This window comes from Falsiroseomonas stagni DSM 19981 (assembly GCF_900114315.1).
Taxonomy (GTDB): Bacteria; Pseudomonadota; Alphaproteobacteria; order Acetobacterales; family Acetobacteraceae; genus Falsiroseomonas; species Falsiroseomonas stagni.
In genome coordinates this window covers 356,215-369,797 of the sequence record NZ_FOSQ01000003.1, presented here as the reverse complement: position 1 = coordinate 369,797, position 13,583 = coordinate 356,215, and the positions used below count along the sequence as shown (strand labels likewise).

Annotated in this window: 13 protein-coding genes; all 13 read right to left on the bottom strand. The window is 70.0% G+C overall.

What is annotated here, in order from left to right; all coding sequences use genetic code 11:
* Nucleotides 1–8: 8 nt before the first annotated feature.
* Nucleotides 9–689, bottom strand: a complete 681-nt coding sequence (locus BM041_RS12025; protein WP_092959666.1) for an LbetaH domain-containing protein — start codon at nt 687–689, stop codon at nt 9–11.
* The gene (phnE, locus tag BM041_RS12020) at nt 659–1,423 is read right to left on the bottom strand and encodes a phosphonate ABC transporter, permease protein PhnE (protein ID WP_092959664.1); all 765 of its coding nucleotides are present in this window, start codon (nt 1,421–1,423) and stop codon (nt 659–661) included. The genes BM041_RS12025 and phnE (BM041_RS12020) overlap by 31 nt, the downstream gene beginning before the upstream one ends.
* Nucleotides 1,420–2,280, bottom strand: coding sequence for a phosphonate ABC transporter, permease protein PhnE (gene phnE / locus BM041_RS12015; protein WP_245762043.1), 861 nt, complete (start codon nt 2,278–2,280; stop codon nt 1,420–1,422). Before phnE (BM041_RS12015) ends, phnE (BM041_RS12020) begins: the two co-directional genes overlap by 4 nt.
* Nucleotides 2,277–3,185, bottom strand: a complete 909-nt coding sequence (phnD, locus tag BM041_RS12010; protein WP_092959662.1) for a phosphonate ABC transporter substrate-binding protein — start codon at nt 3,183–3,185, stop codon at nt 2,277–2,279. Before phnD ends, phnE (BM041_RS12015) begins: the two co-directional genes overlap by 4 nt.
* 112 nt (nt 3,186–3,297) lie before the next feature.
* Nucleotides 3,298–4,683: an esterase-like activity of phytase family protein gene (locus BM041_RS12005; RefSeq protein ID WP_092959660.1), complete on the bottom strand. Its 1,386-nt coding sequence runs from the start codon at nt 4,681–4,683 to the stop codon at nt 3,298–3,300.
* 88 nt (nt 4,684–4,771) lie between these two features.
* Nucleotides 4,772–5,008, bottom strand: coding sequence for a hypothetical protein (locus BM041_RS12000; protein WP_092959658.1), 237 nt, complete (start codon nt 5,006–5,008; stop codon nt 4,772–4,774).
* Nucleotides 5,009–5,122: 114 nt separating this feature from the next.
* On the bottom strand, nt 5,123–6,550 hold the full coding sequence (locus BM041_RS11995; RefSeq protein ID WP_092959656.1) for an alkaline phosphatase family protein: 1,428 nt from the start codon (nt 6,548–6,550) through the stop codon (nt 5,123–5,125).
* Nucleotides 6,551–6,560: 10 nt separating this feature from the next.
* Nucleotides 6,561–7,436 carry an ABC transporter permease gene (locus tag BM041_RS11990; protein WP_217648698.1) on the bottom strand — a complete coding sequence of 292 codons (876 nt, stop codon included), beginning with the start codon at nt 7,434–7,436 and terminating at the stop codon, nt 6,561–6,563.
* Nucleotide 7,437: 1 nt separating this feature from the next.
* Nucleotides 7,438–8,379 carry an ABC transporter permease gene (locus BM041_RS11985; RefSeq protein WP_092959654.1) on the bottom strand — a complete coding sequence of 314 codons (942 nt, stop codon included), beginning with the start codon at nt 8,377–8,379 and terminating at the stop codon, nt 7,438–7,440.
* Nucleotide 8,380: 1 nt separating this feature from the next.
* A complete protein-coding gene (locus tag BM041_RS11980) occupies nt 8,381–9,376 on the bottom strand; it encodes an ABC transporter ATP-binding protein (protein WP_092959653.1) in 996 nt (331 codons plus the stop codon).
* Nucleotides 9,373–10,353, bottom strand: coding sequence for an ABC transporter ATP-binding protein (locus BM041_RS11975; protein WP_092959651.1), 981 nt, complete (start codon nt 10,351–10,353; stop codon nt 9,373–9,375). Before BM041_RS11975 ends, BM041_RS11980 begins: the two co-directional genes overlap by 4 nt.
* Nucleotides 10,350–11,954, bottom strand: a complete 1,605-nt coding sequence (locus tag BM041_RS11970; RefSeq protein ID WP_092959649.1) for an ABC transporter substrate-binding protein — start codon at nt 11,952–11,954, stop codon at nt 10,350–10,352. Before BM041_RS11970 ends, BM041_RS11975 begins: the two co-directional genes overlap by 4 nt.
* Before the next feature lie 4 nt (nt 11,955–11,958).
* Entirely contained in the window at nt 11,959–13,578 is a 1,620-nt protein-coding gene (locus BM041_RS11965) for an ABC transporter substrate-binding protein (RefSeq protein ID WP_092959647.1), read from the bottom strand.
* Between the last annotated feature and the right edge of the window lie 5 nt (nt 13,579–13,583).

Genomic DNA, 13,583 nt, shown 5'->3' with positions numbered 1-13,583 from the left:
CGGAACGCTCAATCGGCCCCGTGGCGATCGTGGCGCCGGCAGAAATCCTCGGCCGACAGATTGCGCATCTCCGCGATGCCCGCCGCCAGCCTGTCCCGCGGCCAGTCCCACCAGGCGATGCGCAGCAGGCTGTCCCGCACCGCGTCCGGGAAGCGGAAACGCAGAACGCGGCCGGGATTGCCGACGACGATGGCGAAGGGCGGCACGTCCTTCGTCACGACGGCGCCGGCACCGATGGCGGCCCCCGTGCCGATGCTCACGCCAGGCAGCACGATGACGCCATGGCCCAGCCACACATCATGCCCCAGCGTCACGCGCTTCTGCCGCCGCCAGTCGAAGAACCCGGCCTCGTCCTCCCCCAGCCCATAGGCGCTGGCGCGGTAGGTCACATGGCTCAGCGCCACGCGATCCAGCGGGTGGTTGCCGGGGTTGATGCGGACATGGCTGGCGATGGAGCAGAAGCGGCCGATCGTCGCGTAGATGATCTGGCTGTCGTGCACGACGTAGGAGTAGTCCCCGAACACCGTCTCCACGACCGTGCTGCGGGCACCGACCTCGGTATAGATGCCGAATTCGCTGTCGCGCACCTTGGCGGTCTCGTGGATGAAGGGCTTCAGGCCCAGCGCCTTCGTGGCGCTCCCCGGGTCCTGGTAGGCACCTAGGCGCGGATCAGTCTCAGCCTCAGCCATCGGCTGGCTCCATCGATGAGGGCGACGGTGACCAGGATCATCAGCAGGATGAAGGCGGCCTCGTCCCAGTTGTTGATGCGGATGCGGTCGGACAGCGCCAACCCGATGCCCCCGGCGCCGACCACGCCGAGGATCGTCGCCGATCGCGTGTTGCTCTCGAACATGTAGAGCACCTGCGACAGCATGATGGGCAGGGCCTGCGGGATCAGCCCGTAGCGGATGACCAGCAGGCGGGACGCACCGGCGCCGCGCACGCCCTCCACCTGCCGCCGCTCCGTCGCCTCCAGCGCCTCCGAGAAGGTTTTTGCGAAGGTCCCGATATCCGGCAGCGCGAGGGCCAGGATGCCGGCGAAAGGGCCCATGCCGACGGCGGAGACGAAGATCAGCGCCCAGACCAGGCTGTCGATCGCGCGCAGCCCGTCGAAGCCCCGGCGGATGGTGAAGCGCGCCCAGGCATTGGCGACGATGGTGCCCGCGCCGAGAAAAGCGAAGGGCAGCGCCACGACGGCGGCCAGCAAGGTGCCGAGGAAGGCCATGGCCAGCGTCTCGGCCAGCGCGCGCAGCAGGTCCGGCAGCGCCCCGCCCGGCGATGGCGGCCACATCAGCACCACCAGCCAGCCGAGCTTGCCGAGCCCGTCCCAGACTCGCTGCGGCGAGGCATCGACGCGCCACAGCGCCAGCAGCAGCAGCGCGAAGCCCAGCGACACCAGCAGGACGGAACGCCGCGCGGTCATGCGCCAGCCGCCGCGCCGGGGCCGATGATGCGGTGGCGCAGCCAGCCGCAGGCAAGATCGATCGCCGTCACCGTCAGCAGGATCAGCAGCAGGATGGCGGAGATGTCGGGATAGCTGAACTGGCGGACCGAGAGGTACAGCTCCTCCCCGATCCCGCCCGCGCCGACGATGCCGAGTACGGAGGCCTCCCGCACATTGATCTCGAAGCGCAGCAGGCCGAAGGACAGCATGTCCGGCAGGGATTGCGGCAGCACGCCGTAGCGCATGGCCTGCGGCCAGGCGCCACCCGCGGCGCGGATCGCCTCCACGGTCCGCAGGTCCGCATTCTCATGCACCTCCGCGAACTGCTTGCCGAGTGCGCCCCAGCTGTGCAGCACCAGCGCCAGCACCCCCGCGAAGGGGCCGAGGCCGAAGGCGTAGACGAAGATCAGCGCGAAGACGAGTGTCGGCACCGTGCGAGCGAATTCCAGCACGCGCCGCGCCGGCCCCATGGCCCATCGCGGCGCCAGCGTCGCCGCCGCGGGGAAGGAACAGACCAGCGCCGCGACGGCGCCGAGCAGCGTGCCGGCATAGGCGATCAGCAGCGTATCCAGCAGCAGCACGACCCAGACATCGAGGCCCCAGAGCCACTCCGCCAGATCCTCCCCGAGCGTCGCGACGCGCAGGGTGGGAATGGTGCGCCAGACATAATCCGCCGCCATGGGCAGCCCGCGCAGCAGCCGCGCCAAGTCAACCTCCCCGACCCATGACGCCAGCAGCATGGCGAACAGGAAGGCCGTGGACCACAGCAGCCATTGCCGGCGATGGTGCCGGCGCGCCCGCTGCCAGGCGGCCTCCGCCGCCAGGGCCCGGGTCACGTGCCCCGGTTTCGACGGCGGGCGAGATTCTCCTCCACCACGGCGATGACATCGAGGTAGTCCTCATGCCGCGTCGGCGCGAGGCCGCTGGCGCCGGAGGCCGCGACGCGGAAGGCGGCGGGGTCGCGTTCCGGCATGGCGAAGACCGCTTCCTGCCAGGCACGGCGCAGCCCCTCCGGCAGTTCCGCGCGCATCACCCAGGGGGAGTTCGGAATCTGCGGGCTGGTCCAGACGATGCGCGTGGACCCGGGCGCGACCATGCCCTTTTCCACCATCCGCTGGATGTTGCCGTGGCGTTCGTTGGACCAGAAGGTGGCAGCGGCATCGTAGGTGCCGTTCAGCACGGCGATGACGCTCTGCTCATGGCTGCCGGAGAAGCCGGTGCGGCTGAAGAACTGCTCCGGCACGAAGCCCTGGCGGCGCAGGAAATAGGCGGGGAAGGCGAAGCCGGAGGTGGAGTTGGGATCGGCGAAGGCGAAGCTGCGGCCGCGCAGATCCTCGATCCGGCGGAAGGGGCTGTCGGCCTTCACGAAGGCGACGGCGTAGTAGCCCGTCTCCCCTTCATTGTCGCGGTCGCGCGCGAAGGGGATGACGCGGTCGCCCATCACGCGCCGCGCCAGCGCGTAATTGGCCGGGCCGATGCGGGCGAATTCGATGTTGGAACTGCGCATCGCCTCCACCACCCCCGCATAGTCGGTGGCGCGGAAGACGCGCAGCGGAATGCCCAGCGCGCGCTGGATGTAGTCCTGGAAGGGCTGCTGCCGCGCCACCGCATCCCGCTCATTCTCGGCGGAGGAGATGCCGAGGCGAAGCTCACGGAACTGGGTCCGCCAATCCGCCTGGGCGAGGGCAGGCGCCGCGAGAAGGCTCGCGGCGCCGGAGAGCAGGATGCGACGGCGATGCATGGTGCCGGTCCTCAGAGCCTGTGAAAGAAGCGAGCTTGAGCATTAATGCCCGTTGAAATCATTGGGATATTTCCTCGGATTCCGGCGCTTTCGGGCATTAATTCACAAGCTCTCAGCGCGCGCGCAGCAATTCGGGCACGCGCAGCAGGATCAGCTCATTCGCATCGGCCTGGAAGAAGTGGCGGCCGGCGCTGAAGGGCAGGTTGTTGTCGTTGCCGACGATGATGTGGTCCTCATCCACCACCGCCACATCCTCGATCGTGAAGAAGGGGAAGGTGAAGCGGTCCCGCGGCGCATTGGCGGGCAGGTCGCCCCGCACCCGCGCCAGGCCTTCGCTGTCGCGGATCGCCATCAGGTCGATATGGCCGATCTTGCGCACGAAGCCCTCGCTATCGGTCTGCGCCATGTCCACCAGCGTCACGCGCTTCACGCGGGCGGGCAGCGGGAAGCAGGGCTGCGCGCGGGTGGGCTGCTGGCCCTGCGGGCAGGCAAGGCCGGGGTCGCCTTCGCCATTGTCACGCTCGATCACCAGGGCGCGCGTCGCGTCGATGAAGTTGAAGTCGCCGATCGCGGTCGCGCCGGGTTCCAGGCGGAAGCGCACCGTGCGCCCGGTCCATTCGCCGCGCGGCACGCTGTATTCCAGCACGCGCAGGAACTGACCCTCCGGCTGGTCGGAATTGGGCGCGAAGAGCGGCTGTTCCAGCATCGCCCACAGCGTCTGCCCATCCGGCGTCAGGGCCATGCCCTCATACCCGCCGGAGCGCCGCACGCGATAGGCGACGCCCGCCGTGGGCGTGGCCGCGACCTGCAGGGCGGGGTTGTCCGGGCTCATCAGCACCTGGCCGTCCATGCGCGTCTCCACCACGCGCAGCACGCGGCCTTCGGCATCGACATGCACCAGGAAGGGGCCGAATTCCTCGCCGATCATGAAGCTGCCATCGGCGAGCGGCTGGATGCTCTCCGGGTCGAAATCGGCGCCGGTCAGGTAGCGCGCCTCGGTACCCTCATAGGTGATGCGGAAGGGAATGCGGCGCTGGGGGTCGGAGAGGAAGGTCGTGCGTTCGACCGCCACCTGGCCGGTGCGGAAGTCAGGACGCACCTTGTGGAACATCAGCAGCGTATCGGGGCTGTTGCGGCGCGTGCCGAAGCCGTTGTCGGTCAGCACCCAATAGGCGCCGGGATCGCCCGCCACCGGCTTGATGCCGGAGAAGCCCTGGATGGGCTGGCCGATGAAGGGGAAGGCGATGCCGGTCTCTCGCCGGCCATGCAGCGGGCCGGTATCGCCCATGATGGCGCCCGGCCGGTCCACGCGGAGGTTGCCGGGGCCGGCGAACTTGCCGGAGACCAGCGCATCCCGCGGCGCATCCGCCGGCGGCACGGCCATGGTGAAGGCGGGCAGGATCGCATGGCCGGCGAGCGTCGCGTCGAAGCGCTGGTCGGCGATCGCCGCGGGCGCCAGCCCGATCAGCGCGGTGGCGGCAAGCAGAAGGGCGCGCATCGTATCCTGTCCATCCCCGGATGTCGTAGCCGGGCTTTAGACAGGCTGCATTGCCATCGCTTGACGATGCCGTGACGTTGTCGTGGCGTCAGGGGCTACCCTGCCAGGGCGGGCCATCGACCAGGCGATCGATCCAGTGGCGCGCCTCCGTCATCAGCATGGCGCGTCCATGGGGTACGTTGTTGCGGAGCATCACGAGCACCGCGGGCGGCAATGTCGTGACGCTGGCGCGGCTGACGCGGATGGTCCAGCCGCGCTTGCGGCGCCATGCGCGGATGCAGTGCCCGCGATAATGCAAGGCACCGGCATCGCAACCCTGGCCCATCCGCACGCACTCCCCATCCGCCCCGCAGGGTCGACCGCGGCGTCAGCGCGGGCAACAGGCGGCAGGGACAGGTTGATGACGCTTCATTGAAGTTTTGATGACAAGCGCGCCTGTTCAACCACAGCGCCGCAGCGCGGTGGGGTAGAGGCGCCCTTCCGGCGTCGCGCGCATCGCCTCCAGCACGAAGCCGCGCGGCAGCATCACTCGCTCCCGCATCGGCAGGGCATCCGCCGCCGCATCCCAGCCGGCCAGCAAAGGCCGGCCTTCCAGGCCCTCCTGCTCCAGCCCCAGCAGATGCAGGATGGTCGGCACGATGTCGGTCAGGTCCGCCGGCATCTGCGCCACCGCGCCTTCGCGGAACGGCCCGCCCTGCATCACCAGCACGGTCGCCAGCTCCGCCCGGTGAAGCCCGCCATGCATGCCGCCACCCTCCGGCACATCCGGCGCATCGAAGGGCGCGAAGCCGGGCAGGCCCCATTCGTCGGACGCCTCGCTGCCGGCGAAGGTGACGACGAGGTCGGCGCTGCGGCGGTGCCCACTGCCCAGCAGCGACAGGGGCGTGGCCTGCCCGGGCGGGAGGATCGCGGGATCGCGCGCCAGCAAGGGCCCGGCCCAGTTCTGTTCCGCCAGGAAGGCCGCCACCTGCGGCGCCAGCGACGGATCGCGGAACCAGAGGCCCGGCGCCGCCGCGGGCGCGACCGCGATGTCGATGCCCTCCCCCAGCCCCGTGCCGGCCCGGAAGCTCGCGCGGCACAGTTCATCGCGCAGCGATGTCTTGCCGCGGCCGGTGACGTGGCCGTGGTCGGACAGCACGATGATGGCGATGTCATCGGCATCCGGCTGCGCATCGCGCCAGGCGACGATATCGCCCAGCACCTCATCGGCGGCGCGCAGGCCCGCCTGCGCCTCCGGCGACAGCAGCCCTCCCCAATGGAAGGCGATGTCGGGCTCCGACAGCCACAGCAGCGTCACATCGGGCCGGCGTTCCGGCAGCACGATCTCCAGCATCACGCGCGCGGCGTGGCGCAGCCGCGCGAGGTTGGGCACGGCATGGGGCGGCGTCGGCCCCAGCCGGTCGCTGACCAGGCGGGCGGTCTCGCCTGCCTCATCCTCGACGTTCCACCGAAAACTGCCGAGGCGTTCCGCCGCCGGGTGCAGCAGCCGCGCCGCGCCCGCGGTGCCGGCACTGACGAGGGCGAAGGACAGGCCCTGCGGCGCCAGGCGCTCCGCCAGGCTCGGCCGTTCCAGCGGGCTCTCACCGCCCTGCGCCATGGCGAGGACATCGCTGACGAGCTTGGTGCGCAGCAGTCTGTCCGGCGCCACGCTGGCGTCGAACAGCGTGTTCGCCACCATGCCATGCCCGCCGGGGCGGCACCCCGTGATGAGGGAGGGCGTGGCGACGCGCGTCTCGCTCGGGAAGACGCTGCGCGCATTGGCAAAGCGCGTGCCCGCGGCGGCCAGCGCCGCCAGATATGGCGTTGCGGCCGCTGACACCATGTCGGGCCGCAGCCCATCGAGGGCCACGAGGATGAAGCGCGTCATGGGGAAGGGCCTATCGCAGCGTGGGGTCGAGCCGGTCCCGCAGCCAGTCGCCGATGAGGGAGACGGACAGCGTGGTCAGCACGATGGTGAGGGCGGGAGAGAGCAGGATCCAGGGCGCGCGCGTCAGGTATTCGCGCCCATAACCCACCATGGAGCCGAGCGAGGTCGAAGGCGGCTGCACGCCGAGGCCGAGGAAGGACAGGCCGCTTTCCAGCAGGATGATCTCCGGGAAGGCCAAGGTCATCGACACGATCAGCGTGGAGGCGATGTTCGGCAGAACGTGGCGCCCATAGATCCGCCAGGGAGAGGCGCCGAGCTGCCGCACCGCCGCCGCATAGCCCTGCGACCCCGCGCTGATGGCGAGGCCCCGCGCGATGCGGGCGTAGCGTTCCCAGGCATGCAGGCCGAGCAGGCAGATGAACAGCACCATCGAATTGCCGAAGAAGGCCAGCACCGCCAGCGCCAGGATCAGGAAGGGCAGGCTGGCCGAGAAATCGACCAGCGCCAGCACCACCTGCTCCACGAAACCCCTGAAATGGGCGGCGAGGAAGCCGAGCGTCGTGCCGATCAGCGCGCCGATGATCGTGGCGCCGAAGGCGATCAGCAGGCTCATGCGGATCGAATAGATCAGGCGGGCCAGCACATCGCGGCCCAGCTCATCCGTGCCCAGCGGATGCAGCCAGGTGCCGCCCATGAAGGCCGGCGGCGCCAGGCGGTTGCGGAGGTCGAGAGCGGTATAGGCATAGGGGCTGATGACATCGGCCAGCACCGCCGTCAGCAGCATGAGCGTGAGCCAGACGAGGCCGAACAGCACCATCGGCGGCGGCAGGGCGCGCTTCGCGCGCGGCGGCGCGTCCGCGATGGCGGGCAGGGTCATGTCGGACATGTCAGGCTATCCCCGCCGCGCGCTTCGGCTGGTTGCGCAGCCGCGGATCGAGCAGCCCGTAGAGCAGATCGACGATGAGGTTGGAGGTCACCATGGTCATCGCCACCAGCAGCAGGATGCACTGCACCACCGCGAGGTCCCGGTTGGCGACGGCCACCACCAGCAGCCGCCCGACCCCGGGCCAGGAGAAGACGCTTTCGACGACGACGGCGCCGGCGATCAGGCTGCCGACCATGAAGCCCACGATGGTGACGGTGGGGATGGCGGCGTTGGGCAGCGCATGGCCCCAGACCACGGCGCGCCAGGGCACGCCCTTCGCGCTGGCCGTGCGGATATAGGGCTGGCCCAGTACTTCCAGCATGGCGCTGCGGGTGAAGCGCGCCAGCACGGCGGCCCCGCCGATGCCGAGCGTGATGATGGGCAGGATCGCGTGCCGCCAGCTGTCCTGCCCGCCCGACGGCAACCACCCCAGCTGCACCGCGAAGACCAGCACCAGCAGCAGGCCGAGCACGAAGGACGGCACGGTGAAGCCGGCCACCGCCAGCATCATCACCGCGCGGTCGATGAAGGAATTGCGATGCAGCGCCGCGGTGATCCCCGCGGGAATGCCGAGCCCCACCTTGATGGCCAGCGCCGGCAGGGTCAGCGCCAGCGTCGCGGGAATCCGCTCCGCCACCAGCACGATGGCATCGCGCCCGTCGCGCATGGATCGCCCAAGGTCTCCCTGCAGGATCGCGCCGAAGTAATGAAAGTACTGGATCCAGACGGGGCGATCGAGGCCCCAGGCCGCGCGGAAGGCATCCACCGCCTCCGGCGGCGCATCCGCGCCCATGATGATCTGCGCGGGGTCGCCGGACAGGCGCAGCACGACGAAGGCGAAGGTCACGACCATCACGATGGTGATGGCGGCGCGCAGCAGGCGGCTGCCGAGGAAGCGGATCATCTCAGGCAGCCCTTTGCGTGACGGCAGGCGCGACATCGCCCTGCGCGACATGGCAGGCGACGAGGCGGCCATCGCTGTTGCGCGGCTTCAGCACCGGCGCCTCCCGCGCGCAGAAGGCGGTCGCGACGGGGCAGCGCGGGTGGAAGGCGCAGCCGGTCGGGCGGTCCGCGGGATTCGGCGGATCCCCCTGCAGCACGATGCGGTTGCCCGTGCGGCCGGGATGCGGGATGGCGGAGACGAGGGCCTGCGCATAGGGATGGGCGGGGTCGTGCAGCACCGCATCGGGCTCCCCCTCCTCCACGATGGTGCCGAGATACATCACCGCGACGCGGTGGCTCACCTGCCGCACCGCGCGCAGATCGTGGCTGATGAACAGGATGCCAAGGCCGAGGCGTTCCTGCTGCTCCATCAGCAGGTTCATCACCTGCGCCTGGATCGAGACATCGAGCGCGCTGATCGGCTCGTCACAGACCAGCAGCGCGGGTTCCGTCGCCAGCGCCCGCGCCAGCACGGCGCGCTGGCGCTGGCCGCCGGAGAGTTCATGCGGGTAGCGCGCGGCCTGGTCCGGCCGCAGCCCGACCGCGCGCAGCGCCTCGATCGCGCGGGCGGGGCGGTCCTTCGCCTCACCGATCGCATGGATGTCGAGGGGTTCCTGCACCTGCGCGCCGATCGGCAGGCGGCGATCCAGCGCGCCCAGCGGGTCCTGGAACACCATCTGCATGCGCGACCGCAGCGCGCGCCAGGCGGGCGTGCCCGCCGGCGGCATGGGCTTGTCCTGGAAGGCGACGCTGCCGGCATCCGGCGCCTCCAGCCCCAGCACCAGGCGGCCCGTCGTCGATTTGCCGCAGCCGGATTCACCGACGAGGCCGAGCGTGCGGCCCCGTTCGACGGAGAGCGAGACACCATCGACGGCGCGGACCTCCACGCTGCGTCCCATGAGCCCGCGCCGCATGGCGTAGCGGCGCACCAGGCCCTTGGCCTCCAGCATCGGCGTCATGCGGCGACGGTTTCCTTCAGCAGGTCCATGGCGGTCGCGCGGATGCAGGCGGCCTGGTGGCCGGATGCGAGATGGACGGCGTCCGGCACGGCGAGGTCGCAGGCCGGGGAGCGTTCCGCGCAGCGCGGCGCGAAGGCGCAGCCCCTGGGCATGGCCCAGGGCTCCGGCACGCTGCCGCCGATCGCCGCCAGGCGACGCCGGGGTCCGTCGAGCGGTGGCAGCGCGCCCAGCAGGCCGCGCGTATAGGGATGCGTCGGCGCCGCGAACAACCGCGCCACCGGCGCCTGTTCCACGATGCGCCCGGCATACATGACGCAGACGCGGTCGCAGCTATCCGCCACCACGCCGAGATCGTGGGAGATCAGCACCAGCGCCATGCCGGTATCGCGCCGCAGATCCTGCAGCAGCGTCAGGATCTGCGCCTGGATGGTGACGTCCAGCGCCGTGGTCGGTTCATCCGCCACCAGCAATTCGGGGCGCCCGGCAAGCGCGATCGCGATCATCACGCGCTGGTTCTGCCCGCCGGAGAGTTCATGCGGCCAGGCATCCAGCCGCCGCGCGGCATCGGGGATGCCGACCTGGTCGAACAGCCGCTTCGCCTCCGCCCGCGCCGCCGCGCCGCGCATCCCACGATGCAGGCGCAGCGCCTCCTCCACCTGGCGCCCGATGCGGATCACCGGGTTCAGGCTGCTGGCGGGGTCCTGGAAGATCATCGCGATGCGGCCACCGCGCACACGGTCCAGCGTGGCGGGGGCGGTACCGAGCAGTTCCTGCCCCTGCAGCGTGGCACTGCCCGTCACGCGGGCCTTGCCCGGCAGCAGGCCGAGCGCAGCCAGCCAGGTCACGGATTTCCCGCAGCCGGATTCGCCCACAAGACCCACCGCCTCGCCCGCTGCGACATCCAGGTCGATGCCCCGCAGGGCCGCCTGGCCGTCGAAGCTGACGCGCAGGTTGCGCAGCGAGACGAGCGCACTCACGCCGTGAAGTTCCGGCTGCGGAAATCCATCTGGAAGGACTGACCGGGCGTCCAGCCGAGGTCGCGTCGCTTCGCCGTCAGGTTCACGGATTGATGCAGCACGGTGTAGGCGGGGTCCTCGCGCTCCGCGATCTCCAGCATCCGGCGGAAGGTGCGACGACGCTCGGCAGGATCGGTGCCCGTTTCAAGCGCGTTCGACAGGCGGCCGAATTCCTCGTTCCGCCATTCATTGATCTGCCATTGCTGGCCTTCCGGCCCATGCGCGGCGACGATGGAGGAGACGGGGTCGTTGAAGCTGGCACTGCCGGACCAGTCCCGCACGCCGCGCTGTCCTTCGCGCGAAAGGACCTGCGGGAAATTCTCCCGCATCTCGATGACAACGTTGAGGCCAACGGCGCGCCAGCCTTCCACCAGGATCTGCGCGGTCGGCACCTGATTGGTGTAGTAGCCGTTCAGCAGGCGATAGGGGATCGGTTCCCCGCGGTAGCCGGCCTCCCGCAGCAGGCGGCGGGCCTCCGCGGGATCGAAGCGGGGCGCGGACCAGTCGGCGTGGTACATCGGGCCGTAGAATTCGAATTGCAGCCCGCGCGGTACCGGCGCGCGGCCGCCCCACAGCGCCTGCGTGATGGCATCGCGGTCGATGCTGTGCGTGAAGGCGCGGCGGATGCGGGCGTCGCGCAGATGCGGGTGGTTCTTGTCGAACACCGTCAGGCGGTGGTTCATGATGGGCCCGCCGACGACATGGTGGCGCGGGCTTCGTTCCACCGTCGCGATCTGGTCCGGCGGTATGTCGCAGGCGAAATCGACCTCGCCCGAGAGCAGCGCGTTGATTCGCGACGACACCTCCGGCACTTCCAGGAAGCGCAGCCGCCGCACCGGCGGGCGGCCGCCCCAATAGTTGTCGAAGGCGTCGAGCACCAGCGAATGGTCGGGGCGGAACTCCACCACGCGGAAGGGCCCGGTGCCGATGGGCCGGCGCGCCCAGTCCAGCCAGGAACCCGCCTTCTCGAAGGCATCGCGCGACAGGATCATCGCGACGTTGCGGCTGATGCGGCCTTCCAGGGTCACGTCGGGCACGCGGTTGTGGAAACGGATCGTCCGGGCATCGACGATCTCGATGCGATCCAGGCCGGGGAAGGTGCGGCGCGCCACGGCCAGCGCCTCCGGCGGCGGTGTGCGGCCCTGGGTCTGGCCCGGGACGGAGCCGAACAGGTTGCGGGCCTGCTCCACCGTCAGGTTCCAGCCCATGCGCTCCGCGCTGAAGGTGAAGGCGACATCCTCCGCCGTCATCGTCCGGCCGTCATGGAACAGCACACCCTGGCGGAGCGTCAGTTCCAGCGTCCGGTCATCGATCCGCCGCCAGGATTCCGCCAGGCCCGGACGCAGGGAAAGGTCGCCGGTCCAGGACTGGTCGATCAGCGTCTCCGCATAGGAATTCCAGGTGCGGCTGCCGACGTTCGACTGCTCCCGCAGCGTCTCCAGCGTGTTGGTGTTGGCGATCTTCTGCACGGCGATCGTCATCACCGGGCGCTGATCGGCCTGCGCGAGCGCGGGCGCCGCCAGGAGCGCGGGTGATGCGAGGAGGAGACGGCGCGAGATCATCGGCTCAAACACCCCAATTCGACTGACGAAAATCCATGGCGAAGGCGGGGCTGGCCTTCCAGCGGATATCGCGGCGCTTGGCGGTGAAGGTCGCGTTCTGGTGGATGACGGTGTAGGCGGGGTCCTCGCGCTCCGCGATCTCCAGCATGCGGCGGAAGGCGGCACGGCGGCGGGCGCGGTCCGTGCCCGTCTCCAGTTCCACCGACAGCCGGTTCAACTCGTCATTGCTGTATTCGCCGACCTGCTGCTGCTGGCCGTTCGGGCCGTGCTGCGCGACCAGGGAGGAGACGGGATCGTTGAAGGGGGCGCTGTTCGACCAGTCCCTCACCGCGCGCGTCGGCGTGCGTTCCAGGATCTGCGCCCAGTTCTCCTTCATCTCGATCTGGATGTTGAGGCCGACGGAGCGCCACATCTCCACCAGCACCTGCGCGGTCGCGTTCTGGTTGGTGTAGTAGTTGTTCAGCAGGCGATAGGGGATGGGATCGCCGCGATAGCCGGCCTCCCGCAGCAGGCGCCGCGCTTCCGCGGGGTCATAGGCCGGCACGTCCCAATCCGCATGGAACATCTGGTCGTAATAGGGCCATTGCAGGCCCTTCGGCACCTCGGTGCGGCCAGCCCAGAGGCTCTCCACGATCGCCTTGCGGTCCATCGAATGGGTGATGGCGCGGCGCACCCGGGCATCGCGCAGCTGGGCGTGGCTCTTGTCGAAGCAGATCAGGCGATGGTTGAGGATGGTGCCGCCCTGCACCTCGAAGGCGCGGTTGCGCTCGATCCCGGGGATCTGGTCCGGCGGGATGTCGCAGGCGAAGTGGTAGTCGCCGGCCAGCAGGCCGTTGACGCGGGATGAAACCTCGGGGACCTCGACGAAGCGGATCTGGCGCAGCGGCGGGCGGCCGCCCCAGTAATCATCATGCGCCACCAGCAGCAGCGACCGGTCGGCCTGGAATTCCTGCACGCGATAGGGGCCGGTGGTGACGGGCTTGCGCGCCCAGTCGAGCCAGGAGGATGCGGCTTCGAAGGCGCGGCGGCTCACGATCTCGCTGCCATAGCGGGACAGGCGCCCTTCCAGCGTCACGTCCGGCGTCGCGTTGTGGAAGCGCACCGTCATGCGGTCCACCGCCTCCACCCGTTCCAGCGCCGGCCAGGCGCGGCGGGCCACGGCGGGAACCTCCGGCGGCAATTCCTTGCCCGGGCGCGGGGCGGGCATCCCCTCCCCGATCGGGATCGTCCGGCCATGCGCGGTCGCCAGCGTCTCCCCGAACATGCGTTCGCGGGAGAAGGAGAAGACGACATCCTCCGCCGTCATCTCCTCCCCATTGTGGAAGCGGACGCCGGGGCGGAGCTTCAGCTCGATCACGCTGTCGGACAGGCGCCGCCATTCGGTGGCCAGCCCCGGCACCGGGCCGAGACCGCCCAGCCAGTCGCGCCCGATCAGTCCCTCCCAGATCGAGGAGAAGAAGATCCGCTCACCCACATTCGACTGCTCGCGCAGCACTTCGAGCGTGTTGGTGTTGCTGATCTTCTGCACGGCGATGGTGATGGAAGGGCGCTGGTCCGCCTGCGCGATGGCGAAGCGCGGCAGGAGGAGCGCGGGCGTGGCGAGCAGCAGGCGGCGCGGGATCATCGGCG